25 protein-coding genes and 1 riboswitch are annotated in these 26,753 nt (G+C 47.9%); of the genes, 13 read left to right on the plus strand and 12 right to left on the minus strand.

The annotated features are described in order from the left end of the window. Positions 1-108: 108 nt before the first annotated feature. The 5 genes from D3D03_RS13090 to D3D03_RS13110 form a co-directional block, all read right to left on the minus strand. On the minus strand, positions 109-1,398 hold the full coding sequence (locus tag D3D03_RS13090; RefSeq protein WP_119923794.1) for a DUF2252 domain-containing protein: 1,290 nt from the start codon (positions 1,396-1,398) through the stop codon (positions 109-111). Between the two features lie 70 nt (positions 1,399-1,468). After that, positions 1,469-2,416 (minus strand): peptide-methionine (S)-S-oxide reductase MsrA, encoded by a 948-nt coding sequence (msrA, locus tag D3D03_RS13095; protein ID WP_026834216.1) that lies wholly within the window; start codon positions 2,414-2,416, stop codon positions 1,469-1,471. Positions 2,417-2,485: 69 nt separating this feature from the next. Further along, a complete protein-coding gene (locus tag D3D03_RS13100; RefSeq protein WP_026834217.1) occupies positions 2,486-2,668 on the minus strand; it encodes a hypothetical protein in 183 nt (60 codons plus the stop codon). Positions 2,669-2,725: 57 nt separating this feature from the next. After that, a complete protein-coding gene (locus tag D3D03_RS13105) occupies positions 2,726-4,483 on the minus strand; it encodes a solute:sodium symporter family transporter (protein WP_119923795.1) in 1,758 nt (585 codons plus the stop codon). A 151-nt stretch (positions 4,484-4,634) separates the two neighbouring features. Further along, positions 4,635-6,113, minus strand: a complete 1,479-nt coding sequence (locus D3D03_RS13110; RefSeq protein ID WP_119923796.1) for an amino acid permease — start codon at positions 6,111-6,113, stop codon at positions 4,635-4,637. Between the two features lie 128 nt (positions 6,114-6,241). Then, positions 6,242-6,426: riboswitch (Lysine riboswitch) on the minus strand. Positions 6,427-6,601: 175 nt separating this feature from the next. On the opposite strand from D3D03_RS13110, the gene D3D03_RS13115 reads away from it, so the two are divergent. Continuing rightward, a complete protein-coding gene (locus tag D3D03_RS13115) occupies positions 6,602-7,051 on the plus strand; it encodes a MarR family winged helix-turn-helix transcriptional regulator (protein ID WP_028107185.1) in 450 nt (149 codons plus the stop codon). Between the two features lie 342 nt (positions 7,052-7,393). Then, complete coding sequence (locus tag D3D03_RS13120; protein ID WP_233550709.1) at positions 7,394-8,332, plus strand: GGDEF domain-containing protein; 939 nt, start codon at positions 7,394-7,396, stop codon at positions 8,330-8,332. 133 nt (positions 8,333-8,465) lie between these two features. Here the strand turns inward: D3D03_RS13120 and D3D03_RS13125 are convergent, their stop codons facing one another. Then, positions 8,466-9,083 carry a TetR/AcrR family transcriptional regulator gene (locus D3D03_RS13125; RefSeq protein WP_119923797.1) on the minus strand — a complete coding sequence of 206 codons (618 nt, stop codon included), beginning with the start codon at positions 9,081-9,083 and terminating at the stop codon, positions 8,466-8,468. Between the two features lie 194 nt (positions 9,084-9,277). Between D3D03_RS13125 and D3D03_RS13130 the strand changes: the two genes are divergently transcribed. The 4 genes from D3D03_RS13130 (at position 9,278) to D3D03_RS13145 (ending at position 12,933) form a co-directional block, all read left to right on the plus strand. Next, positions 9,278-9,934 carry an HlyD family secretion protein gene (locus D3D03_RS13130; protein ID WP_119923798.1) on the plus strand — a complete coding sequence of 219 codons (657 nt, stop codon included), beginning with the start codon at positions 9,278-9,280 and terminating at the stop codon, positions 9,932-9,934. A 12-nt stretch (positions 9,935-9,946) separates the two neighbouring features. Next, complete coding sequence (locus D3D03_RS13135; protein WP_119923799.1) at positions 9,947-11,626, plus strand: DHA2 family efflux MFS transporter permease subunit; 1,680 nt, start codon at positions 9,947-9,949, stop codon at positions 11,624-11,626. A 122-nt stretch (positions 11,627-11,748) separates the two neighbouring features. Then, the gene (locus D3D03_RS13140; protein WP_026834224.1) at positions 11,749-12,270 is read left to right on the plus strand and encodes a hypothetical protein; all 522 of its coding nucleotides are present in this window, start codon (positions 11,749-11,751) and stop codon (positions 12,268-12,270) included. 105 nt (positions 12,271-12,375) lie between these two features. Next, a complete protein-coding gene (locus D3D03_RS13145; RefSeq protein WP_119923800.1) occupies positions 12,376-12,933 on the plus strand; it encodes a nitroreductase family protein in 558 nt (185 codons plus the stop codon). Between the two features lie 298 nt (positions 12,934-13,231). Here the strand turns inward: D3D03_RS13145 and D3D03_RS13150 are convergent, their stop codons facing one another. The 3 genes from D3D03_RS13150 to D3D03_RS13160 are packed head-to-tail and all read right to left on the minus strand — an operon-like array spanning position 13,232 to position 16,204. Next, positions 13,232-14,437 (minus strand): CDP-glycerol glycerophosphotransferase family protein, encoded by a 1,206-nt coding sequence (locus D3D03_RS13150; RefSeq protein ID WP_119923801.1) that lies wholly within the window; start codon positions 14,435-14,437, stop codon positions 13,232-13,234. 31 nt (positions 14,438-14,468) lie between these two features. Beyond that, positions 14,469-15,494, minus strand: a complete 1,026-nt coding sequence (locus D3D03_RS13155) for a ribitol-5-phosphate dehydrogenase (protein WP_119923802.1) — start codon at positions 15,492-15,494, stop codon at positions 14,469-14,471. Then, positions 15,491-16,204 carry an IspD/TarI family cytidylyltransferase gene (locus D3D03_RS13160; RefSeq protein ID WP_119923847.1) on the minus strand — a complete coding sequence of 238 codons (714 nt, stop codon included), beginning with the start codon at positions 16,202-16,204 and terminating at the stop codon, positions 15,491-15,493. Before D3D03_RS13160 ends, D3D03_RS13155 begins: the two co-directional genes overlap by 4 nt. Before the next feature lie 307 nt (positions 16,205-16,511). Here D3D03_RS13160 and D3D03_RS13165 point away from each other — a divergent pair, with 307 nt between their 5' ends. The 3 genes from D3D03_RS13165 (at position 16,512) to D3D03_RS13175 (ending at position 20,698) form a co-directional block, all read left to right on the plus strand. Next, entirely contained in the window at positions 16,512-18,278 is a 1,767-nt protein-coding gene (locus tag D3D03_RS13165) for a CDP-glycerol glycerophosphotransferase family protein (protein ID WP_233550710.1), read from the plus strand. Further along, on the plus strand, positions 18,275-19,333 hold the full coding sequence (locus D3D03_RS13170) for an acyltransferase family protein (RefSeq protein ID WP_119923803.1): 1,059 nt from the start codon (positions 18,275-18,277) through the stop codon (positions 19,331-19,333). The genes D3D03_RS13165 and D3D03_RS13170 overlap by 4 nt, the downstream gene beginning before the upstream one ends. Positions 19,334-19,501: 168 nt before the next feature. Beyond that, positions 19,502-20,698: an MFS transporter gene (locus tag D3D03_RS13175; RefSeq protein ID WP_026834231.1), complete on the plus strand. Its 1,197-nt coding sequence runs from the start codon at positions 19,502-19,504 to the stop codon at positions 20,696-20,698. Positions 20,699-20,753: 55 nt separating this feature from the next. Here the strand turns inward: D3D03_RS13175 and D3D03_RS13180 are convergent, their stop codons facing one another. Genes D3D03_RS13180 through D3D03_RS13190 form a run of 3 tightly spaced genes read right to left on the minus strand, consistent with a single transcriptional unit; the run spans position 20,754 to position 22,449 of the window. Next, on the minus strand, positions 20,754-21,287 hold the full coding sequence (locus D3D03_RS13180; protein WP_233550711.1) for a DM13 domain-containing protein: 534 nt from the start codon (positions 21,285-21,287) through the stop codon (positions 20,754-20,756). Between the two features lie 40 nt (positions 21,288-21,327). Continuing rightward, on the minus strand, positions 21,328-21,780 hold the full coding sequence (locus tag D3D03_RS13185) for a DUF4385 domain-containing protein (protein ID WP_026834233.1): 453 nt from the start codon (positions 21,778-21,780) through the stop codon (positions 21,328-21,330). Between the two features lie 45 nt (positions 21,781-21,825). Beyond that, positions 21,826-22,449 carry a TetR/AcrR family transcriptional regulator gene (locus D3D03_RS13190; protein ID WP_026834234.1) on the minus strand — a complete coding sequence of 208 codons (624 nt, stop codon included), beginning with the start codon at positions 22,447-22,449 and terminating at the stop codon, positions 21,826-21,828. A 111-nt stretch (positions 22,450-22,560) separates the two neighbouring features. Here D3D03_RS13190 and kynU point away from each other — a divergent pair, with 111 nt between their 5' ends. Genes kynU through kynB form a run of 4 tightly spaced genes read left to right on the plus strand, consistent with a single transcriptional unit; the run spans position 22,561 to position 26,727 of the window. Beyond that, positions 22,561-23,838 (plus strand): kynureninase, encoded by a 1,278-nt coding sequence (gene kynU / locus D3D03_RS13195; RefSeq protein WP_119923805.1) that lies wholly within the window; start codon positions 22,561-22,563, stop codon positions 23,836-23,838. 9 nt (positions 23,839-23,847) lie between these two features. After that, complete coding sequence (locus tag D3D03_RS13200; RefSeq protein ID WP_026834236.1) at positions 23,848-25,230, plus strand: amino acid permease; 1,383 nt, start codon at positions 23,848-23,850, stop codon at positions 25,228-25,230. 20 nt (positions 25,231-25,250) lie between these two features. Then, positions 25,251-26,090, plus strand: a complete 840-nt coding sequence (kynA, locus tag D3D03_RS13205) for a tryptophan 2,3-dioxygenase (RefSeq protein WP_026834237.1) — start codon at positions 25,251-25,253, stop codon at positions 26,088-26,090. A 13-nt stretch (positions 26,091-26,103) separates the two neighbouring features. Beyond that, complete coding sequence (gene kynB / locus D3D03_RS13210; RefSeq protein ID WP_026834238.1) at positions 26,104-26,727, plus strand: arylformamidase; 624 nt, start codon at positions 26,104-26,106, stop codon at positions 26,725-26,727. The last annotated feature ends 26 nt before the right edge of the window (positions 26,728-26,753 follow it).

Below are 26,753 nucleotides of genomic sequence, written 5' to 3' on the forward strand. Positions count from 1 at the left end.
ATAATTTCCGGTCACTAAAAAAAATTCTTTCCGCAGCCTTTTAAACAGGCTTCCAGAAAGAATTTTTCAGATGAAATAATCTTCAAACACAGAGATCAAATATAGGGATCACCGATTAGCTAACCAAGTTAAAAACACTTGGAAATCAAGGGTTGTGCGTGCCGCATAGGCACTTGACCAGCGTTGGATTTGCCGGGTGAATTCTGCATCGGATACTCCGATCGATTCGATGATGACGACGTCCGCATGATGCTTTAAAATATCAACATCAATTCCGGCATCCATGTCTGCCCGCGCATGGATTTTGGCGGTAATTTGACCTTGAATCGAAAGGACGTTTTCGAGGTCTTCCTGGCTCTTGATATGCTTCGCTTTTAATTTCTTTTTGTAAGGGGAACGTTCACGCAGATAATATTCTCTTCCTTTCATCGTCACATATCCAAGATAAGGATCTTCATGCGCCTGCATGGCTTTTTGCGACGTAACGACACGGCGTCCTTGATGGACCGCTTCGACGTCTTCCAAATAAACGGGCAGGAAGAGCGCCGGCACTGGCGATTGCGCTTGTTTCATCTCTAAAATCAAATCCTCATGTTCGCCGCCCTTTCCTTCCACGAGGATGTAATACCGTTCGAGACCAATTGATGCCGTGCCGCTATCCAGTTTATAGACGATATCTTTAATTTCGTAAAAGGCATCTTTCTGCCGGTCTTCTTCATCAATCGAAGCGATGTAATCCGGCCAAATCGATTCAATGGCGGCATACGTCGCTGCATCGACTTGCTTCATGTCCGGTAAATCGGCAAATTTGCGTTGTCCTTCGACGACAGTGGTTCGCTCCCCCAACAAGTCCGCCTTCTTTTTCTCTGCCTTTTTGATTAGTTTACGAATCGGTCCTTTTGTATTATCAATCGTAAAACATACTTTGCTTGGATTTTTACCGTCGGCATATTTCCGTAAGTCATCTAAGTAATGGTGGACATAGGCGGCGATTGCCGGTTCCGGATCGTATCCCGCTTCCTTCGCAAACAGTTGGACGGAGACGGCCATCCGGATCACATCATACAAATAAGAACCGAGATACCCTTCATCAAAATCATTGACGTCATAAATGATTTCGCCTTTGGCATTCCCGTGGACTCCGAAATTTTCGAAGTGTAAATCACCCTGAATCCAAGTCGGCGTTTCACTTGGTGTATCAAATCCCAACGGAATTCGGGTCAGATCGTAATAAAAGAGATGGGAGCTGCCACGGAAAAAAAGAAACGGACTGGTACTCATCTTTTGATACTTCACTTGCCGCGCAGTTTCATCCAGTCCCCGAATTTCGTGATCGTAAAAATCGAGCACCTTTGCAATCGTTAACTGTCGAATTTCTTCATATACACGTGTGAACATGGAAAACCCTCCTTTTTAAAATTCGTAAAAAGACAGCAAAACGAATCCGCTTTGCTGTCTTTTGTCTTCATTATTCGAAGTGTTTTTTATATTCCCCATATCCCGCAGTATCAAGCTCTTCTAACGGAATAAATCGCAGGGCTGCCGAATTGATGCAGTAGCGTAAGCCACCCAACTCTTTTGGACCGTCATCAAAAATATGACCAAGATGACTGTCTGCATTAGCGGAACGGACTTCTGTCCGCGTCATGCCGTGCGTCGTGTCGAGTTCGACTTCCATTTTGTCTTCAGAAATCGGTTTTGCGAAACTCGGCCATCCGCAGTTCGAGTTAAACTTGTCTTTTGACGTAAAGAGTGGTGTTCCATCGACGATATCGACATAAAGACCCGGTCGTTCCTCATCCCAGTATTCATTGCGGAAAGCCGGTTCTGTACCGTTTTCCTGTGTGACTTTATACTGGATCGGCGTCAGACGTTGTTTCAATTCCTGTTCCTTGCCTTGATCCTTCCAGGCTTCTTTGACGAACTTCGCCCGACCGGAGCCGACACTATACATCTGATAGCGGAACGGATTTTTTTTGTAATAATCTTGATGGTACTCTTCCGCCGGCCAGAATGGTTTCGCCGGACGAATGTCGACAGCTACCGGTCGTGAGAAACGGCCGGATGCGTCAAGCGCCGCTTTTGAACGTTCAGCTGCTTGTTTTTGTTCTTCATCAACATAGAAAATGGCTGGTTCGTACGATTGACCGCGGTCGTTAAACTGCCCGCCGCCGTCCGTCGGATCGATTTGGCGCCAAAAAACTTCAAGTAATTCCTCATACGTGATGACAGACGGATCATACGTAACTTCTACGGCTTCTAAATGTCCTGTTGTTTCTGAACAGACCTCTTTATAAGTCGGGTTTTCTGTATGACCACCTGTATAACCGGAAATGACTTGTTCGACACCATCATATTTATGAAATGGCTTGACCATGCACCAAAAACAGCCACCTGCGAATATTGCTTTTGCCATCTAGCTTCCCCTCCTCTGTATATGCCTATTTTAACGCGTTCCGTCCCACTCCCCTACTATCTTGCTCAGTCAATCTTCGGGATTCGCTTTTAAGCGCCGCATGACAAAATAAATCGCGACAAACACTAAGATCAATCCACCAAACGAATACCAGATGTTGTTCATGCGATAGAGCATCTGATAAATTGCTAACGTCACAAGCAGAATCGCAATCGGGATGAATGCTCGTTTAAAGTGATACCAATAATTCACTGGGGTCGCCTCCGTTTTTTCTTTTATCTTACTTGATTTCCCGACCCCGTAGTGACATTATTGCGCACGTTTATATTCCTCGAGATATTCCGCATAACGCGTATTCCATGCTTGCAAGGCATACCGCCACAAAATCACTGTTGTTACGACCAACAGAAGCGTGACCGGCCAGAACCAATTCGATACGATGCCATCCGGATAAGCGACACCGATTTTCGAAAATAAGACATACATCCAGACGATGGATGACGTCAGCAGGACCGAGACCGGGATCGCATATTTCCAGGGCGTCAACTCGACATTGCCGCGACGGTACGTTTTCTTGGTCGCTGTCGCCGGTCGGTATTTCCCCATCACGATCATAAACAGGACTTCAATCACAAGCAAAATGCCGTACCCGTGAATATAGCTGATGCCGTGATCCCATCCGAAAATCTGTTTGAGACCAAACACAAAGAAGTAATAGGCAATGACGTGGAACACGATGACGATTTTAGCGGCAATCGGCGGGATTGTCCGCATAAACATCCCCATCAGGACAATGACCAGAATCGGAATGTTAAAGAATCCTGTAAACTGACGAATTAAGCTCCACAGACCATCCGGTGCATACATGAGAAAAGGCGCGACGATGAACGAAATCAATGCCACGACGGTTCCGAATATCTTACTGACCCGGATCAACTGCTTTTCCGAAGCGTCTTTGGCAAACACCGGTTGATAGATATCGAGAACGAATAACGTCGCAATGCTGTTGAGCAACGAGTTAAACGAACTGAACACAGCACCTAGCAACACTGCCAGGAAAAAGCCCATCAAGGAGACCGGCAGGAGTTCCGTGATCAGTTTCGGATAGGACAAATCGCCGCTTGCCAAACTGCCACCATACAAGTGAAACGCGATGATCCCCGGAAGCAACATGAAAATCGGCACTAATAACTTTAAAAAACCGGTCATCAACACACCTTTTTGCCCTTCTTTTAAATCCTTTGCGCCAAGCACCCGTTGAATGACATATTGATTCAACGACCAATAAAATAAGTTTGCGAACAAAATCCCTGTGAAAATAGAGAAAAAGGGTACCGCATCATCCGATGAGCCAATGGCATTTAACTTTTCCGGATGGACGGTTGCGATTTGTTTCATCCCTGCCAGCATATTGCCGTCTCCTAAAGCAAAGAATCCAAGAATCGGCACTAAAAACCCGATGATGACTAATCCGATGCCGTTTAATGTATCCGATACAGCAACAGCCCGTAATCCACCGAAAATAGCGTAGACGGCTCCAATAATGCCGACAATCCAAATCACAATCCAAAGTGACTCCGTGTATCCGAGACCGAACAAAGCCGGTACGTCAAACAGTTGTAAGACGGCAATCCCTCCGGAATACAGCATCGAAGGAATCGTGACGCACATATAGCCGAGTAAAAACAGCAAGACCGTCATACGCCGTACGGTCTCATCGTAACGTTGACTCAAAAACTCCGGTAACGTCGAGATCCCCATCCCGAGAAACTTCGGAAGTAAATAAATCGCCATGATGATGGCTGCAAAACCGGCCGTTACTTCCCACGCCATACTCGACATATTGCCTACGAACGACTGTCCATTCAAGCCGATTAACTGCTCTGCCGATAAATTCGTTAAAAGTAAAGACCCGGCAATGAATACGCCGCTCAACCCGCGCCCCGCCAAAAAATATTCATCAATTCCTTCCGTTTTTCCCCGCGTCATCCGGTAAGCGACGTAAGCGACAAGCGCCATAAAAAAGGCTGCCGATCCCAGCGTCAAAATTAAATCATATGTATTCATTGTTTTCTCCCCTTCTCCCCTTTTTTAAGCCAAACAATTGTTTATATGATTCCTTTTTATCACCTCTACAAAACAATATTTCAGAATTATATTGATTCTATTGATTTTTTTATACAAAAAAAGTCATCCTTTTAAAAAGGATGACTGTTGATCATGGACGTGGATGTTCCGGGAAATCCATTTCTGCATAAGGAACAACCGATGTCCGGTTTTTAAATTTATGACCCAACCAGAAGGCAAGGAACAACGGAATACCGATATACGTCGCGGCGATTCCGACCCAATCAATTTGATCCGCGAGGAACGCGGCGTAGTTTTGACCAACGATGACAAGGAAACAAAGTCCAAAGGCAAACAGTGGTCCAAATGGGAATGCCGGTGCAACGTACGGCAAGTCGCTTAACGAATGTCCTTGAGCAAGGAATCCTTTACGGAACCGGTAGTGACTGATTGCGATTCCAAGCCACGCGATGAAACCGGTCATACCTGAGGCATTCAACAGCCAGAGATAGACTTGACCGCCGAACATCGATGTCAGGAAGCAGAGTGCACCGATGGCTCCGGTCGCGAGCAAGGCATTACGCGGGACACCGTTTTTCGAGACTTTAGCAAACATTTTTGGTGCGTCGCCTTGACGTGCCAGTGTGTACAGCATCCGTGTCGAGGCATACATCCCCGAGTTCCCGGCTGATAAGACGGACGTCAAGATGACGGCGTTCATTAAAGCTGCTGAGAACGCGAGTCCGGCTTTTTCAAAGACGAGTGTAAACGGGCTGACGGCTACGTCCGTAATATCATTTGAAACCAGGTTCGGACTTGTATACGGAATCAACATCCCGATGACAAAAATCGCGAAGACGTAAAACAACAGGATCCGCCAGAAAACTTGTTTAACAGCTTTCGGAACGTTCTTTTTCGGATCTTCCGACTCTCCCGCCGCGATTCCGACGAGTTCGGTTCCTTGGAAGCTGAACCCGGCGACGAGGATAATTCCGATGACGGCAGGAATACCACCGACGAACGGTGCATCACCTAATGCAAAGTTTTTAAAGCCGACCGGTGCTTCCGATGTGAAGACACCGAAAATCATTGCAACACCGACAATCAAGAAAATGATGACAGTCACGACCTTGATCATCGCAAACCAATATTCTGCTTCTCCGAACCCTTTAACGGAGAAGAAATTTAAACCAATCATCAACAATAAGAAAATGGCACTGAAATAGAAACCAGGTACATCCGGGAACCAGTACGTCATGACGATTTGTGCCGCAACGAGTTCAACCGCAATCGTAACCGCCCAGTTGTACCAGTAGTTCCAGCCTAAGGCAAAACCGAACGATGGATCGACGAATTTCGCACCGTACGTCGAGAACGAACCGGCGACCGGCATGTAAGCTGCCATCTCGCCCAAACTCGTCATCAGGAAGTACACCATCAGTCCGACGATAGCATATGACAACAGGGCACCACCCGGACCTGCAGCGGCAACAGATGCACCGGATGCGATGAAGAGTCCGGTTCCGATGGCACCGCCAATCGCAATCATCGACATGTGACGGGCTTGCAGACCACGTTTTAAGCCTTCTTCAGTTGAATCAAGTTTTCTTTGGGGTTGTAAAGTATTCATGTGATTCGCTTCTCTCTTCTTAGATTTTTTTGAGAGGACACTTTTTGAAAAAAACAAAAAGCGCCCTCATCTTCCAGAAGGAAGATGAGAACGCAACATAGTAAAAGGATGCGCCTCATTCTACCGTCGTGAAAGATAGCTCCCCACAAGTCATGGTTGACCTGTGACAGTATTAGACCTGTTTGATCTAATCCCAATCGATCATCTTCAAAGCGATGATTGATTTCGGCAATTCTTCCTTTTCAGTCACCTCATCTGCCGCTTGACGACATCCGTAACTGTACTCATAAGAACCGCAACCTCCATCCCACTGGTTGAGTGAGAACTAATTAAGTTAGTGATTAATTTCGTGATTACCTCGTCATGTTACACAAATCGTCTTTAAATTGTCAATTCTTTTTTTGAATTGACGGCTCTTCATGGTAAAATTCCGTAATTTTTAGTACACTAAACAATAGAAGTTAACCGAGAGAAAGGATGTTGCTTGAATGCCACAAGAACGTGATCAACTGACTTACCGATTAGAGGAACAAATGCGTGTCATTCTCCGGACATTACGTCGTGAACTGAACCGACTGTTTGAAGGAACCGCGACGCGAAGTGAATTTTTCATCTTACGCAGCCTGTCCGAAAATGGTCCCCAACGTCCGACTCTACTCGCAGAACAGTTTGAGCTTGCGACAAGTCAGGTAACGGCTTTAACCGATCGCCTGTATAAAGCAGGCTTCGTCACTCGGACCCGTTCAACAGATGACCGGAGATCAATCGTCCTTGCTTTAACGGATGAAGGAGAAGCGGCGTTTCGTGAACTTGAAGTCGTCCGCCGGAAATACCTGCAGGAACGGTTTGGTACATTGACGGAAGAGGAACTGAACGTCATGGTTCGTGTCTTCGATAAGATTCTTTTGACGATGGATGAAGAAGCCGTTTCTTCCTAAAAATTGTGTGTAAAAAATATTTAACTTATTTTTCAGGCAAAGTTCACTTGACTGTGTACTTTGTCTTTTTTGTCGACTTTTCCTGTTTTACTTCACATTTTTCCATTTCTTGCCGTTAGTAAAATGAGTATACTGGAAGTATGTTACGGAAATGCGTTTACGAGGAGCTGGGAGGATTTGTTGTCCATCATGAATAATTTCATCATCAATTTTTGTCTACTGTTCACAACGATCACTCTTTTGTTTCTACCCTTTCGAAACCAACCGAGGATCACCCCTAAAACAAATGTAAAAACGCGACTTTTCTTAGGAGGAGCCGCCGGACTCATCGCTGTTCTCTTAATGTTCAACAGCATTCAAATCGATGTTGCACGGGTTGACTTACGAATTATTCCGGTCGCCATCGCCATGATGTTCGGTGGATTAACAAGCGCTGCCGTCACCGGTCTGATGATCATCGGGGCACGCTTTGCGATTACACCGCTCGACCAAATCGATGCGGCGATTCTTTCAGCGATTGTCATCAGCGTATTTATTGTCACGATTAGTGTCGTCAGACGCTACGTCCGCATGACGTTTTGGAATTTTGAGTTGATGATCGGCATCGGAATCTTGTATTCCTTACCCGCCATCTATCTGTTGACCCATAGTTGGTCGACATTCTTTAAAGTATCGGCAGCATATATCTTCTTTAATCTGATTGCCGGTTTTGTGACGTATCAGTTACTGACGGAACTCCGGCGCCACTTTGAGAACATTCAGTACCAACAAAAACTCGCGATGACGGATGCCTTGACCGGTCTCGCCAACCGCCGTCGACTGGATGATTCCTTATCCCTTGTCGGTTCTGCGGAAGACGGTTATTCACTCGTCTTAATCGATATCGACTTCTTTAAACACGTCAACGATACATATGGTCATGATGCCGGCGATGATGTCTTGCGTCAACTCGGTACAACCCTTGCTTCTCTTGCCCGTCCGGACGATTTAGTCGGTCGTTACGGCGGTGAAGAGTTTTTAATCATCTTGCCGGATACGTCCGCTGCTGAAGCGAAAAAAATCTCCGAGCTCGCCCGGATGACGGTTGCCCGGAATCTGTTCCCGACGACGAGTGTCCCTGATCTGCAAATCACGATTTCACTCGGAATCGCACATTCAAGTGGTTCGCATACGTCACTTGAAGCGTTGCAACAAGCAGATAAGGCGTTGTATCATTCTAAAAAATCAGGACGTAACCGCAGTACGATCTATACGAAAGCATTTGAACTCGAACAGGCCTGACCCCAACTGGTGCTGATTCAAAAATTAATCTCTATAAGACAAGGGTGGCAGAGAATAATTCTGCCACCCTTGTCTCGTTCCCAACGACTGATTCTCTTCACAGGTGCAGGCAAAAACAAACAAAACCCGATTTTTAAAAAGTATCTTGCGTACGATCCGGAAAACCGATACTCTCGACTGTTCCAAACACAATCATCCGACTGAGTTGGTCGGCCATGTAGGTTGCCGAGTAAGGGCGGTCATTGCGTAACCAAGAAATCAATAACCCCAATTGTCCCCCGATCACGTAGTTTAACAACAGATCCTGATCCACCCGTCTCGTTTCACTGACGGTATGCGCTTTAAACACGAGGCGGTAGTTTTCCTTTAACGTGTCCAAGAAACGGGAAATAAAGGTCTTGATCGGTCCTTGCAACAACATCGTCCGGTAAAACTGTTCATGTTGTTCGATGTGGATAAAGAGCCGTTCAAAATAACGGCTGACCTTTTCTACGGAGGGAGACTCGGATGGAACTACACCGTGAATCCGAATCGCGTCGACGAGTAACTGCATGTGATCCTCGACAATCTGATCCATCAAATCGTATTTATCCGTAAAGTGGGCATAAAACGTCGAGCGATTCACGTTTGCCCCGTCCGCCAGCATTTTTACGGTGATTACTGAAAATGGATGCTGTTCAAGTAAATGAAACAATTCTTTTGTGATACGGTCACGTGAACGTTTTGGTCGCGGATCGGATACCGGATTCATCTGCTCTTCCCCCTTTTTTTTAATAGTGTATCCGTTCTCATCGACTTTTCCAACACTTTGTCGGAAATTGTCGGTTGTATGTTGGTTATACGACCATATAATTAACTGTATTAACTACTCCTCCCCCCAGAGGAGTCTTTTTTATGGCTGATGGGGACAGTGGAGTAGACGGAAGAAAGGATGCATCTCATATTATGAACATGAAAAAAGTATTGCTGATTAACATTTTGACGTTGGTCGTGTTGATTGGTGGCGGTGCGATCGGTTACTACTATTACGACCAAGCGACGAGCTACGTCAAAACAGAAAACGCCAAAATTGACGGAAAGATGATTACGATTGCCAGCCCGGGTGCCGGTAAACTGACCGATTGGACCGCTAAAACGGGTCAAACACTGGACAGCGACGCAACGTTAGGTCACGTCATGATGGCGCAATCCGGTCAAAAACCTGTCTCCATCTCAATCGTCATGCCAACTAAAGCAACGGTCGTTCAGTCGATGGCGACAGAAAACGGTGTTGTCGGTGCGGGGACACCACTGGCTTACGGTTTTAACTTAAACAATCTCTGGGTCACGGCCAACATTGAAGAAACGGACATTGACGAAGTCAAAGTCGGACAAACCGTTGATGTCTATGTCGACAGTTATCCGGATACGACGTTATCCGGCGAAGTCGAACAAATCGGGATGACAACGGCTGGAACGTTTTCAATGATGCCGTCTTCGAACGGCAATGCGAATTATACGAAAGTCGCTCAAGTCATTCCGGTGAAGGTTTCCCTTTCACAAGAAAAATCACTCGACATTCGACCTGGTATGAATGTGACCGTCCGCATTCATAAGGATTAAGGAGGGACTTGTATGTCTATGACCTTCCTGTTCGGATACATGGCGTTTATGGTTGTCGTCCTCATCAGTGTCAATCTGATCGCCCGGCGCTCCCGTTCGTCCCGTCTTGCCGGAGCAACCGACGGATCGCTTGAAGTGGCTCTTGAAGAATCAGAGACGTTGCGTCCACCGGTTCAAGAACGGACACCACTCGCGACAGCGGACATCAGCATTCCGAAAGTCTTGACTGTGTTGTTGATCGGGATGTTTATCGCCATCTTGAACCAGACGTTGATCAACGTCGCTTTACCGGTCTTGATCAACGATTTTAACATCTCGACATCGACGGCACAATGGTTGACGACAGGCTTCATGCTCGTTAACGGCATCTTGATTCCGATCAGTGCATTTTTAATGCGGAGCTATACGTTTCGTCAATTGTTCCTCGTTTCAATGACGCTGTTCTTTTTTGGTTCCGTCATCTGTTCGATGGCAATGAACTTCCCTGTCATGATGCTTGGACGTGTTGTCCAGGCGGCCGGTGCGGGTATCTTGATGCCGCTTGGCTCCAACGTCTTCATGACCCTCTTTCCGCCGCACAAACGTGGTGCCGCCATGGGGATGCTTGGAATTGCAATGATTCTTGCCCCTGCGGTCGGTCCAACGGTGACAGGTTATGTCATTCAGAACTACGATTGGCATGTTCTGTTTTATGGCATGTCCTTCTTCGGTCTATTGACGCTTTTCCTTGGACTGGCATGGTTCAAGCTTGTTCAACCGTTGTCGAAACCAACATTTGATGCACTCGGTGTCATCTTCAGTACAATCGGCTTCGGGAGTTTGCTGTATGGATTCAGCGAGGCCGGAAATGACGGATGGGACAGTCCCGTCGTCATCAGTACGATTGTAATCGGCATCTTGGGCATTGCAGCCTTTGCGTTGCGTGAACTCTCCATGGATGATCCGATGTTGAATATCCGTGTGCTCAAAGTCCCTGAGTTTTCGTTTACCTTATTCATCAATGTCATCGTCACGATGGCCTTATTTGGCGGAATGTTATTGCTTCCGATTTACTTGCAGAGCATTCGGGGTTTCTCACCCGTCGATTCCGGTCTCTTATTGTTACCCGGATCACTGATCATGGGAATTACCGGTCCGATTGCCGGTCGTCTGTTTGACCGCTTCGGCATCCGCCCTCTGGCGATTTTCGGGCTGACCTTGATGACGTACGGGACCTGGGAACTGACTCAACTCGATATGGATACGTCATATCATTCCATCATGGGCATCTATATGCTCCGGTCGTTCGGAATGGCTTTCATCATGATGCCGATCATGACGGCCGGCATGAACGCCTTGCCGATGAAGATGATTCCGCACGGAAATGCGACGCAAAACACATTGCGTCAAGTGGCCGGTTCAATCGGAACGGCGATCCTCGTCACGGTGATGACACGCCAGACAACAGCCCACCTTGCAGACGATGCCAACCAGTTCACGACACTTGATCCTGCGCTTTCGCAACATATAGGGGATCTTGGTCAACAATTAGGCAGCTCGCAAGCGGCTTCGCTCAGCTGGTTCTCCCAGTTGACGAAACAAGCGACGATCACCGGTATCACAGATGCCTTTTGGGTCGCCACCGTCTTGTCTGCCCTTGCCTTAGTCTTGTCCTTCTTCCTGCACGGGAAAAAAGAACCGAATCTTGATTAATGTTTGACTGCTCCCGTTGACGGCACATCGTCAACGGGTTTTTGAATCATTCGCCTTTGCACTTCTTTTATAAAATCGCTACACTAAGGTCATTGAGTTCCATATCCAAAAGGAGTTGCTTTATGGTTGCCTTTCTACAGTTCTATGCGTTCATTTTTGCTTGTTGTTTTGCGTGGCAAGTCGGACGCCCTTCGTCTTGGTCCCAAAAAGTCACCCGTGCCTTTTTAACGAGTATCAACAGCTTGTTCATCTTTTTCCGGGCTTCGGTATCGATCTTCCTATTGATTGGACCGCTTCTGCTCGTCTCTTATGTCCTGTTCCCGAACTTGATTCAATTCGCAGGTCCCTTGTCAATCATCATCAGTGTTCTTGTCATCGGTCTCCTTGATCGGCTCGTCAGTTTAGTCGTCCTGCCGATTGCACGGTCGTTCTTCCTGAAAAAAAATCGGATGATGCCGCAGTTACTGGAAGCGTCGCTTTACACCCTTTCGATGGCATTGTTGCTCTACCTCAATTTGACGGTTGTTCCTGGTGTTCAGCTTAGCAGTGCGATGGCTCTGTTCTTTGGGTTTACGATTTATTTTGCCCACTATCTGTTCGCTTTGTTCCGAATTCGTCAGCTGAAGAAAAAACTATCTTCTTGATCTAAAAAAGCGCTGAATCGATTCAGCGTTTTTTTAATTAACCATTGACAATGATAATCGTTATCAATTATATTCTAAGAGTACTTACGTCAGGAGATGATCACGATGAACGCACGACAACTGATTTTGGAACGTCGCTCGGTTCGTGCCTATACGGATCAGCCCATTCCAAACGAAATGATTGAAGAAATTTTAGAAGCTGCCATCTATGCCCCGACGCATAAATTGCGTGAGCCATGGCGTTTCGTCCTGGCAAATGAGGATGGACAAGCACGTTACGTCGATCAGCTGATGAATTTGCTCGCTGCACGTGGTCAACTCGATCAGAAAACAGACGAGCAACGGCAAATGATGCGTCAGAAATTTGCAGACGTCCCCGTTTATCTGACTGTTTTATATGAGGTACAGGGAACGGAAGATCAGCAGATGGAAGATTTACTCGCAACGGCAGCGATGATCCAAAACATTCAATTGCTGGCGACTGAACTTGGTTTAGGTTGCTGTTGGAAAAGCGGCAAACATTGGTTTACCGATGGATACGCCGAATTGATCGGAGCAACAAAAACGGAGCGTGTCGCAGGTGTCATTCAACTCGGCTGGCCTGCCTTGATCCCGCCGCTGAAAAAACGGACAGCTGCCCGTGACAAGTTAACGCACTTCTAACCCGGTGCGCATTTTGCGAGCTACCCCTGCTCGCGCCAATCAAGCCCCATTAAAATCGAAGAGTCTACTTTTTCATTCCCTCCCCAAACGGAATCGTAAAAAGTAGGCTCTTTTTGTTTTCAAAGAGCGTGCGAGACGGCGCAGGTCGATTTACACTTGTTCCTTTAGAAGTCTTTGTGTATCCCCGATTTTTTCAAACTAAAAAGCAGGCAGGCGGATATTGAAATCCACCTGCCTGCTTTGTGAAAAACCGATTTTAAAATCAGCTTGTTCAGAACTTGTTGAAAAATCGTTTTTGTTAGACGGTCTTCATTTCTTCCTGATAAGCCGCATCCGGAAGCGCACCGGTCAGGATATGATCGACGATACGTTTCGTCGCCTGTCCATCTTGATACGTAAAGAATCGGGCCGCGAAGTCTTCGATTTGTTCCGCTTCGTATTGATTGGTTTTGATCCACGTAATGACATCATCAAACGATGACACGATGGGTCCCGGAACAAAGGATTCGTACGGGAAGTAAAAATCACGTTCTTCCTTGTACGCATTCAAATCGTTGACCAAAAAGATGATGGGTTTTTTCAGCAAGGCAAATTCAAAAATGACGGAAGAATAATCGGTCACCAAGATATCTGCAATCTGCATCAAGTCGTTGATATCCGGATAATCCGTCATATCGATGATTTGATCAGCAAATTCTGCCGGAACGACAGGACGATTCAAGACAAACGGATGCATCCGTAACAGGAGAATATGATCAGGTCCGAGCTGGTCTCGGAATTGTTGGAAATTCAGTTCTTGATCATAATGAGCGGTCGTCTGTCCGTTACCGCGGAACGTCGGTGCCAGCAAAATGAGTTTTTTTGCGCGCCATTCCGGATATTGTGCATACAGCTTGCTCTCAACCTGAAGTTGCCGTTTTTGATTTAACAGCTGATCGGTCCGTGGAACACCGAGTGGATAAATCCGGCTTGAATCCATTCCAAAGGCTTCAGCAAACGGTGCGATACACGCTTCGCCGGACACGTAGACCTTTGCATAGTTGCGGTGAATCACCACCATCTTCAGGTAATCATCGTCCGGTGAATACGACTTATCGAGCACACTGTAACCGAATTTCTTGAAGGCGCCGCACGCATGCCACAATTGAACGACCTCGGTTCCTGGACGCAACCGCGAGACGTAGACCGGATAATAGTAGTCATCAATGATGAAATAACGTGCTGTCGCCAGCTCATAAGTCGCCCGCATCATATGAAAAACATATTTGATCTGACCGAATACATTTTGCGGGAACCGTTTTAATAAAAAGACATACTGAAAACCGAGTTCCCGGCTTTCCAGTTCGTCATAGACGGCGCGGAAGTTATCGACGAGCTTGTCGGAACGATACGTCGCGAAAACAACTTTTTTTTGTTGGAGTGGAAAAAATTTCGACACCCAATACGTTAACAAAAGCAGATAGTGAACCGTCCGTCGTTGAATCAAACGTAATTTCTGTTTCATAAAGCGATCCCTTCTCTTTCCGGTCTCATCCTCACATACACCATTCCATGACAGTTTTCCCGAAACGGTTCGTCAAATCACTCTCAAACGCTTGATGGATATCTTCGATTTGTCGAATTTGGAAAACACCCGAGACCAAATTCGAGAGGTATGCCGGAATATCCGGATACAGTTGATACAGTTCCATCGTCCGGGCAAAATCAGCCGGTGTACTGCGGCTTGATCCATACACACGCAATCCTTTTTCAAGAATCATTCGTGTGTTGACCGCAACGGGTTCTTCCGAGACACCAAGCAAGGCCATCGTGCCTTCCGGGATGATGTAGTCGATCATCTGATTGATCGCATATTGACTGCCGATGCCCCCGACACATTCAAATCCATGATTAAAGGACACGCCTTCCGGAATTTGATCGATGTGGTACGTCTCGTCCGCAAACGAGAAATAATCCAATTTCGATTGGGTTTTTCCGAACACAAGTAATTTTGCTTCCGGATACAACTTCCGCAACATCAAGGCGGTAATGAATCCGAGATTCCCGTCGCCCCAGACGCCGAATGTTTCCCGGCGGCCGTGTGCAATCTGGTCGAAACGCGTCATCGCATGCACAGAGACGCTGACAAGTTCTGTGAATGCCGCGACTTCAGGATCCAAGTCAGCCGGAACGACGACGAGCCGGTCCGGTTTGATGAAGACATAATCCTGCATATATCCGTCGTATCCGCTCGAACGGAAACGGCTGGTCCGCAAATAATTTTCACCGATGATCTCATCCGTTTCCGATGGCGTGTTCGGGACCATCGCCACTAACGTACCGATCGGGAACGTTCCCGACGGATCATGGACTACTTTGCCGATTCCTTCATGAATCATCGCCATCGGCAGCTTTTTCGCCAACACTTCCGCACTGCGGCTTCCTGTGAAGTATCGCTGATCGGCATGGCAAATGGACAAGTAAGTCGGACGGACGACAACCCGGTCTGAATTGAGTGACCGTTCGTCATACGTCACCTCGATTTGGCGTGGCGCCACGAGTTGATAGACTTGGTTAATCATTGGTGAATCCGCTCCTTCAGAATTGCATTGGCGATCCGCAAGTCATACGGGGTTGTGACTTTGATGTTAAACAGTTCACCCGTCACGAGCGCAACATCTTCGCCTTTTAGCAACAAAATTTTACAAGCATCCGTTAAGATAGCACGTTCTTCTGCTGACAACGCTTCGTAATGATTTTTGAGTTTCGTGATCTGGAAACTTTGTGGTGTCTGTCCTTGATACATTTGATCGCGAACCGGAATTTCGGAGATGGTTTTCCCGTCCGTTGAAGCAACAATCGTATCGATGGCCGAGATGACGGTATCGCAAGCCCCGTATTCCAAAGCAGTCGATATATTTTCTTTGATGATACGGTGTGTCAAGAAAGGACGGACCGCATCATGCGTGACGATGATGTCTTCATCCGACAATCCATTTTTATCTTCAATCCAATTGATGGCAGCCATGATGGATTCGTTTCGATCGTTCCCGCCGGCCGTAATGACGATGCGTTGGTCTTTGCCGATATACTTCTCTAAGATATCGCGGGTATAGTTGATCCACGCTGTCGGGGTCACAATGATGATGTGATCAAAATCTTCATGTAGTAAAAATTTTTCGACGGTATGGACGAGAATCGGGCGTTCTCCAATCGAGAGGAATTGTTTCGGACGATCCACGTTCCCCATTCTTGTGCCTTTTCCACCTGCTAAAATTGCTGCATAAATCATCTTGTAACGCAAAGGACTCATCCCTAAACGACGGCGCTGTCATGAGTTCCCCTGCTTCCCTCCCTTGTCAAAAAGAATTTTTTGTTTCCACTTGCCAGCGATGTGGGTATGTCTTCAAATATGGTCTTTTTTTTCGACGATTTTGTTCACCAAACCAAAAAAAATAGACAAAGTTCTATTTTTTTTGGTTCATCACGATATAATGATGGGTGATTTCTAATATCACTATACTATGTTCATGTTGATTTTAAAAATCTGTCATTATTGTGTAAATGCATTGTAACCATTTAAGCGAGGAGAGATTGTTTTGACAGAAGAAACACAGATGCCGATTTTGCAGGCACAGGTTGATTATCTAGAGCTAGCCGGAACGAAATTCCGCTTTGAGGCACGTCTTTTCGGATTAACTGATTTTCTTCAAGCCGAGCAGTTACTTTTTGAAAATCCAGCGACTCCCGAACTGACAGAAGACACACAGCCGGAGGATGGATACATCCAGTCCGAAGCCGCAGAGGAGCCGATTCCGCTCGAGCGGGCTGTCATTTTCCGCAACAAACGAAACAAACGGACGTTTATCCTCCGTTTCCCGTTTGAAGGAGATTGGACAGAAGAAACATTCCGTGGCGAACTTGACCTCAATCACATTACTCCGACCGGTCGTCCGTTGCCAATGGGTTATTTTGATGCCTTTTTTGCCATTGTCCAAGGCAAATCGATCTTACATGAAGCACCATTTGGTGATACACGCGCCTTGATTCCGGTCATCTACCGCGTGGACACAAAACATAGCAACGCTCTGCTCAAACTCGAGTATGAACTGGTCGTCCAGTACTCGGAATACAGTAATACTTTAGGTTTCCATTCCCTTAAGCAAGGGGAGACGAAACGTTTTGTCCGATTGATTGAAAAATACAACAAGTCGAAAAAAAATTGGCGGAAACGGGCTTTTAAATTCCGTCGGTTTACCTTCAAGACGATTTACAATGTGACGAAATGGACGCAACCAATCCAAGACAATAAAGTTATTTTTGCTTCTGATTCAAGAAGTGATGTCAGCGGGAACTTCGCCTACATCTTGAACGAGATCGAACGACGTGACTTGAACCTCGATGTCAAAACGTTTTTCAAACCGAACCTTCAATCGAGACGTGATTGGCGTGATAAATTTACGTTACCGTATCATCTCGCAACGGCGAAGACGATCTTAGTGGATGATTTTTATCCGATGATCTATCCGCTTAATATCCGCAAAGGCAGTGATCTGGTCCAAGTCTGGCATGCCGTCGGCGCCTTTAAGACATTCGGCTACAGCCGTCTCGGAAAACCGGGTGGTCCAAGTGCCAACTCACTCAGTCACCGGAACTACACGAAAGCCATCGTCAGCTCGCATCATGTCGCCCGTCATTACGCTGAAGGGTTTGGGCTGCGGGAAGACCAAGTCATCGCAACCGGTATTCCGCGAACGGACATGTTCTTTGATCAAGATTACATCGCAGCTGCCAAGGAGCGGATTTATGAAGAATATCCGATCTTTAAAACAAAAAAAGTCATTATGTTTGCACCGACATTCCGTGGAAACGGCGCAAAGAGCGCACACTACGATTTCAGCCAACTGGACTTGGATGCGCTTTATGAAGCCTTCCACGAGGACTATGTCTTCGTCTTGAAGATGCACCCGTTCGTCCGGCGCCGCCTCGAGATTCCGGAAGTCTACGCCGACTTTTTCCTTGATTTGACCGACCACCGGGAAATCAACGAGTTGCTGTTCGTCTCTGATATTCTGATCACGGACTATTCGTCCACTTGTTTTGAATTTTCACTGCTCGACCGCCCGATGTTGTTCTTTGCGTACGACTTGGAAGACTACATCTCAAAACGCGACTTCTATTATGATTTCGAAGAATTTGTTCCGGGCCCAATCGTTCGAACATCCGAAGAATTGATTGAACGGATTAAAAACGAAGACTTCGAGATGCAAAACGTCAAAGCATTTGCCGAATACTTCTTTGAACATCAGGACGGGAAGTCAAGCGAGCGCTTCGTCGACCAAATCATTCTTGGAGAAAACAAATGAATTCAACACCAAAACCAGTGACCGCTTCTTATGATCATTGGCTCGGGAACTATAAAGTCTTACTGATTTTCATGGTCGTTTTTGGTCATCTGATCGAGACGTTCCGTAATCTGGATGGAAATGATTCCGTTCAAGTCGTCTACAACATCATCTATCTGTTGCATATGCCGGCTTTCATCTTCATGAGCGGTTACTTCTTTAAAGAAGTACGGCCGAAACGGATCATTTCGTTTGTTGTCCTCTATCTCATCTGGCAATCGATTCATGAAGTGTATCTCGCTTATGTCAATGATAAGGGGTTCGACGGTCTCATTGACGGATTGCTTCATCCGCTCGTCCCGAGCTGGACGCTGTGGTATCTTCTCGGAATCATCATCTGGCAAATCGTGACGCCCGGTTTCCTGGCATTACGTTATCCGTTGTTGATCAGTGTGGCGTTCGCCTTACTCATCAATGCCAATCCGGGGTCGATCACGAACTTCCTGTCACTCCAAAAAGTCGTCAGTTTTTACCCGTTCTTCTTGATGGGTTACCTTGTCAAAAAACAGGGATGGCTTGCAACGGGTGCAATCCGGGAGCGCTTGACGTCACCGGTCGGTCGATTGACCGGATTGATTGTCTCCGTTTCGATTGCCGTCGCGATGGCCGTATGGACGAAAAACGGCTTTGATACCGTCTGGCTGTTTTACCGCGATACGTACGGTGAGTTTGACGTGCCGCTTGTAAAAGGGGCATTGATCCAACTCTTTTTGTACGCGGTCAGTACCGTGATGATCTTTTCCGTCCTGATGCTCGTGCCACATCGGTCATTCGGGGAACGATTTGATCAGATCGGAATTCAGACATTGGCGATTTACTTGTTGCACTCGTTCATCGTCCGCCTGTTCCGGGATTCTGTTCCGCCTTGGATCGTCGAGTCGCCCCTGCTGTTAATCGGCTTATCTTTCTTGCTCGCCCTGTTTTTCGTCTGGATTTTATCGAGTCGTCCGGTTGTTCGACTGTTTCGACCGTTATTATCACCAAACGTCAACTGGCTGTTCAAGAAAACATCGTAAACTTTTCTTCACAAAAAGCACCTGATGCCAGGACCAGATCTCGCTTCTTGAGATTTGGTCCTTTTTGTATCGGTACGATAAAATTGACAGGATCTTTGCCTTGAAACTAAGATAGTAGAGGTTGCCACAATAAACGCTTACACAAGCGTGCAGAAAGAAGGGATCCCCTTGCAAGCGGATCAACGTAAAAAATTAACGGTCCTGATGATCAACATGTTCATCGCCGTCGGGAGCTTCGGGATCATCATTCCGATTCTGCCCGCTTATCTAGCCTCAATCGGTCAAGGCGGTACCGCTGCCGGTTTGATGATCGCGATCTTTGCCGGAGCACAGCTCGTCATGTCACCGGTTGCCGGAAAATGGGCTGACCAGTACGGTCGCCGCAAGATGATCATTTACGGTTTGATCGGATTAACCTTATCGATGTTCGTCTTTTATTTTTCAAATTCCGTCACCATCCTCTACATCTCACGGGCGATCGGCGGTGTTGGTGCAGCACTGTTGATTCCGGCGATTTTTGCCTACGTCGCGGATATCACGACGATGGATCAGCGGGCAAAAGGAAACAGTTACGTGTCTGCTGCCATGTCACTCGGAATCGTCATCGGTCCCGGGATCGGCGGCTTCCTCGCCGAGTTTGATCTGAAGTTGCCGTTACTTGTTTCGGCACTCGTCTCGCTTCTGGCCGTCTTATTCAGTGTCATCCTTCTTCAAGAAAGTGACGTCCATGACGCAACGGCGATGGCACCCGACGAAGGGTCCATGTGGAGCAAGCTCGGCGCGTCGTTCCATAAACCGTACTTCGTCCCGCTCGTCATCACACTGGTCATGAGTTTTGGTTTAATGGCATATGAGTCCGTTCTTGGTCTGTTCGTCGACAATCAATTTGGCGCCTCTCCAAAAGACATCGCCATCATGGTGACATCGACCGGAATCATCAGTGTCATTGCTCAGATTTTCGTCGTCGATAAACTGTCCCGCAGTCTCGGCGAAGGTAAAGTCTTGAACATCTTCCTGTTGATCGCGACGCTTGGCTTCTTATTGTCACTCCTGACAGCAAGTTACGGCGGCTTCTTCGCCGTCACACTCGTCATCTTCCTTGCGACGTCGATCCTGCGTCCTGTTTTGAACACGATGATTTCAAAACTCGCCGGAAACGAACAAGGATTTGCGATGGGGATGAACAACGCCTACATGAGCATCGGAAACGTCCTCGGTCCGACACTGGCCGGACTGTTATATGATGTCAACATTCTTTATCCGTTCATGCTCGGACTTGTCTTCCTGGCTGTGACTTTGATTGGTTCTGTCATCTGGCAACGCCGCCAATCCCGGCTGATCAAAAAAATCGAACAAACGTCTTAATACCAGACAAAAAGCAACTTGCTTCCAGTAGCACATCCGGAAGCAAGTTGCTTTTTTATTGGCTGGTTGTTGTTAAATCCCCCGTGCCAAAATCAGCATCAAAGGCGCGACACCAAATGACGACACGGCTGTGTTTCATCAAATCCACGTCTTTCGGGAGGACATAGTTTTGGTCTCCCTGATTCCCTTTTAGCGCCCCGAGACGGATCCCGTCTGCTGTCTCCTTACCAGGCTCGACCAAATAAACAAACAAGTCCGGTCCGTTCGTCGTTTGAAAATCTTCGAACCGCAGATATAACGCATCGTTTGCCGGTACTGTTTTAATTTTTCCGGACGTTTGATAATTTTTTTCACCGTCCACGAACGTTCCGGAGAAGTCAGCCGGTGCTTCTTCGGGAGCCGGTGTTGTAGGTTCCGACTGGTCCGTCTCGGATGCTGTTGTCTCATCTTCCTGTTTTACCGTCGAAGAACTCGGCGGCAACTCTTCGTCCACGGCTTGATTCAAGAACAGCGGCGACACGAGCCACCAACTCAACACCAATACACAGACAACCACGATCGCCAATATGATTTTTGATCCGTTTCGCACCGTCTCCACTCCTCTGCCTGAAGAACTTCCGACTGTCCGTTTAGCCGTATTGTTTTTGATGGGCTTTTTTTAACGCTAAATACTCTTCATCCGCCCGAATCAAATCCCATTTTTCTTGAAAAATCTCAGCCGACTTCGCTTTTTCCGGATCGATTTTCCGCTCGTTTAATTCACCGGTCGCTTTGTTTTTATATTTGCGTCCGCCTTTGTAATTCGTGTACCGGCGCGCCCGTGTATGTCCCATCTGAATGAACTTCCGCGCCATGTCCATTCCGACGAAGTCTCCGGCCGCTTTATAATCGAGATACATCTGATAGATTTTTTCAGAAGATTCCTTCGCAATCTCCGGCGTCTTGAATCGCCAGTGCGGCAGAATTTCTCCTTTATAGGGTTCAACGAGCAGGACACCCTGCTCGCCCCGTCCGACCCGATACTTTTCCGGTTCTTTCCGAAAATCTGTCGTCTCAAAATCCAAATCATAATCAAATGCCATGCACATCGCTCCCTTTCCCTAAAGGATTCCCGGGAACGGTCGGCTTTAATCGTGTGGGTACAGTCCGGTCGTATAAACAGCCGTCAAGGTTTTCGCAATCTCGTCAATCGTCGCTGTCGTCTCTTCCCGGATGACTTCGAACAGATACATTTCGTTCGCAAAAAACCACCCGCGGGCAACGAGTGTCGGATTGAGGTCCGAACGGGCGAGTCCTGTCGCTTGCGCATAACGGATGTCGCGGCTGATTCGCTCAATAAAGCGTTCGCGGATTTGTTTCCATTTGGTCCGGATGGCATACGATACGCCGATTGCCTGTTCGACGATCCGGAGCAGCTCGCGTTCTTGTTCGGCAAGCTGTAAAAAAGCAGTCGCCTGCTGTTCGATTTGCTCCCGTGCTTCTTCGGCGGTTCGGGGCTCAAACGGCTGTTCTGCGACCTGATGGAACTGATCCATTACGGTTTCGATCAAAACGATCAGCAGTTCATCCTTCCCTTCAAAGTGAACGTAGGCCGTTCCGTACCCCACTCCGGCCCGCTTAATGATTTGTGAAATCGTCGTCGTTTGAAAGTCGTTTTCGAGAAAAACTTCCCGGGCTGCCACCAACAGTTTTTCCCGCGTCCGGATCGTCCGAAGATGCCGTTTATCGATTTTCATGTCGTCTGAGTTCATGATTTTCCCCACCTCTCCTACTTCTCTATCCGATAATATTGACACAATGTCAATTTGTTTGCTACGCTTTTGTCAAAATTGATTACTGATTCATTTTAAGGAGGAACGGACATGGCATTGACCGCTAAGCGTGAGGAAGCAATCGAACGAGACGAACAGGATCGACTGGCCCCTTACCGGGACGAATTTTATCTGCAGGAAGGCTCGATTTACATGGACGGCAATTCACTTGGATTGTTGTCAAAACGTGCGGAAGCAACGTTGCTGGAATCGCTCGCCGATTGGCGGGAACTTGGGATTGACGGTTGGATGAAAGGACGCCATCCGTGGTTTGAACTGTCGGAAAAACTATCCGCCTTAAACGCACCGCTCGTTGGCGGAAGTGCGGATGAAGTCATGGTGACCGGTTCGACGACGGTCAATCTGCATCAACTCGTGGCAACGTTTTTTGCCCCGTCCGGACAACGGACAAAGATTTTAGCCGACAGCTTAACATTCCCGTCTGATATTTATGCGCTCCAAAGCCAGTTGCGGTTGCGCGGACTCGATCCGGCAGAACATCTCGTCCAAGTCGAGAGTCGTGACGGACGGTTTCTCGACGAAGCGGATATCATTGCCGCGATGACGGAGGAGATTGCGTTGATCGTCTTACCGACCGTCCTGTACCGGAGTGGTCAGATTTTAGATATGGAACGTCTGACACGGGAAGCGCATGCCCGCGGTATCTTGATCGGCTTTGACGGCTGTCATTCCGTCGGTGCGATTCCCCATGCCTTTCATGACTGGGGCGTCGACTTTGCCTACTGGTGCAACTACAAACATTTAAACGGCGGTCCGGGAACGGTCGGCGGACTGTTTGTCCATGAACGGCATTTCGGCACGTTGCCAGGTCTGACCGGCTGGTTCGGCTCCCGTAAAGATAAACAGTTTGATATGGATCATACGATGACTCCCGCCGAAAACGCCGGTGCCTTCCAAATCGGAACACCGCACGTCTTGAGCCTTGCCCCGCAAATCGGTGCACTTGAGCTGTTTGCAGAAGTCGGGATTGACGCAATCCGGACAAAGTCACTCGCACTGACGGACTACATGATGACGCTCGTCGATCAGGAATTGACGCCGTACGGCTTTGTGATCGGGAACCCGCGTGACGACAAACGGCGTGGTGCTCACTTGAGTCTCGAACATCCGGAAGCGGCACGGATCTGTAAAGCATTGAAGGCACATCACGTCATTCCTGATTTCCGGGCACCGAATATTGTCCGCCTCGCCCCTGTTGCCTTGTATAATAAGTTTGAAGATGTCTATGAGGTCGTCTCGATTTTGAAAACGATCATGGACGAAAAACAATATGAACAATTCAAGAACGAACGCGAAGTCGTCGCGTAAGGAGGAATTATGAAAGAACACCCTACTGAACTACGGCGTGACTTAAAAACACGCCAACTGACGATGATTGCGATGGGTTGTGCGATTGGAACAGGACTCTTTCTCGGAAGCGGTCTCGCCATCAGTCTCGCCGGACCAAGCGTCCTCGTCAGTTATGCGATCGGCGCCTTCATCGTCCTGCTGTTGATGGGTTGCCTCGCAGAAATGACCGTCGCCCACCCGACCTCCGGCTCATTCGGGACAATTGCCGAACAGTACATCAGTCCGTATGCCGGATTTCTTGTCCGCTACTCCTACTGGGTCGCAAACGTCCTGGCGATCGGTGTTGAAGTCAGTGCGATCGCCATCTATATGAAATACTGGTTCCCGGACGTCCCCGGGTACGTCTGGATTTTAGTCTTTGCGGTAGCCTTAATTTATATCAACGCCACGACCGTCAATACGTTTGCGACGTTTGAATACTGGTTCTCCGTCATTAAGATCAGTGCGATTTTAATGTTCATGATTCTCGGCGCCTATCTGGTCTTCGGCAGCAACTCACCGGACATCGGACCGCAAAACTTCACGAACGACGGCGGATTCCTGCCGTTTGGTTTTTCCGGTCTCTGGATTGCCGTCTTCATTTCGTTGTTTAGTTTTCTCGGAACGGAACTGATTGCCGTCACGGCCGGCGAAGCGAAAGATCCGGACGTCGCGGTGCCAAAAGCGCTGAAGGCCACCGTCTTCCGCTTATCGACGTTTTATGTCATCACGATTGCCTTGATGCTGATGATCGTGCCGTGGCAACAGGCGGGCGGCGTTGATCAAAGCCCGTTCGTCAAAGTGATGGAGATGTTATCGATTCCCGGAGCAGCCGGCATCATGAACTTCATCATCCTGACGGCTGCCTTGTCCGCGATGAACAGTCAGTTGTATGCGTCGACACGCATGATGTACTCGTTGTCGAAAGCAACATACGCACCGCGGATTTTCAGCCGCTTGAATACGAAAGGTGTTCCCTTGTTCGCGCTTGCCGTCTCGACACTGGGGATTTTCCTCGCCGCTGTCATCAGTAGCCAGTCGAGCGTGTCTTATCCGTTCATGATGGGGATTTCGATGTTCGGAGCAATCTTCACCTGGTTCATGATTTTCATCTCCCACCTCTATTTCCGGAAAGCCTGGGAACGGGATGGTGGGCGGAAACTGCCGGTCCGCATGATGGGCTATCCGTACTTGACGGCACTCGGGGCCATCCTGCTGTTTGCCCTCGTCATCACGACCTGGTTCACGGATTTCCAAATCGTCTTGAAATTCGGAGTTCCATGGTTACTGTTCTTGACGATTGCCTATGTTTTTTGGAAACGCAACAATCCGCCGCAAGCGGATCAGACGGACCGTTCACAATCACTTTGATGTAAAGGGGATCGATTGGAATGAAACAGACGGATGCGACACAAATCGAGGAAACGATTCAAACCGACTTCAAAAAAGATATGTCTTACGGGGATTATTTACAGCTCGACTCACTCTTGACGAGTCAGCAACGCTTATCGGACCACCATGATGAGATGCTGTTCATCGTCATCCATCAGACAAGCGAGCTGTGGATGAAGTTGATTTTGCATGAGATGACGGCCGCCACTAAAGCGATTGCCGACGATCAGCTCGAGCGGTCGTTTAAGATGCTCGCCCGAATCTCGAAAATTCAACAACAACTGATTCAATCATGGAGTGTCCTGTCGACGCTGACACCGGCTGAGTATCTGGAGTTCCGTGATTCGCTCGGACATTCGTCTGGATTCCAGTCGTACCAAAACCGGCAAATCGAGTTTGCCCTCGGCTTTAAGAATGCACAGATGCTTCGGGTCTATGAGCACGAAACGGCGCTGTTCGCTCAATTAACGGCAGACCTGAAGACACCGAGCATCTATGACGAGACCGTGCGGGCGATGAAACGACGCGGCTTGCCGATTGATGCGGCCATCCTCAACCGGGACGTCACACAAGACTGGGAAGCCGATGCGAGTGTTGAAGCGGCCTGGGCCATCGTCTATCAGGACGTCGAACAGTACTGGGATTTATATGAACTTGGTGAAAAGTTACTCGACATCGGCAGCCAGCAACAAATGTGGCGCTTTAACCACATGAGCACCGTCGAACGGATCATCGGTCAAAAACCGGGCACAGGCGGTTCATCCGGTGTCAGTTACCTGCGCCGCGTGCTCGACCACCGGTTCTTCCCGGAACTCTGGTCAGTCCGGACAAAACTTTGAGGAGGAATGTGAAATGAACCGTTGGATTGATGTCTCACAACCGTTAACCTCGTCGATTACGACCTGGCCGGGCGATACGAAGTTCAACTACACGATCAATTGGAGTAAAGCCGACACCGGTTCCGTCAACGTCGGTCAAGTCACGATGAGTCTGCATACCGGCACCCACATCGACGCACCGTTTCACTTTGACGATGCCGGTCAAAAAGTGATTGATCTTGATCCGGACCTCTATATCGGACATGCCCGCGTCATCTATCTGCCCGGTCGAACAGAGATTATCGCAAGTGACCTTGATGCGTTTGATTTAACCGATGTCCGCCGACTGATCATCAAAACGGACGGCTGGGTCGACAAGTCGATTTTCCCGGAAACAATTCCGGTCCTGACACCGAGTCTTGCCGAACGTCTCGGAGCACTCGGCATCGAATTGATCGGACTTGATTTGCCGTCTGTTGATGCGATCGACAGTAAAGAGATGAGTGCCCACCATGCCCTCGCAGCACACGGTGTCCACATCCTGGAGGGGCTCGTGCTCGATGCGATCACACCGGGTGACTATCATCTAAACGCCGTTCCGCTTCCGATTGTCGACGGTGACGGCAGTCCTGTCCGTGCGTTGATGCGACCGTATTAAAAAAACCGACAGAACGCTCTTCCAAG

This window comes from Exiguobacterium sp. RIT452 (assembly GCF_003598705.1).
Lineage (GTDB): Bacteria > Bacillota > Bacilli > Exiguobacteriales > Exiguobacteriaceae > Exiguobacterium_A > Exiguobacterium_A undae.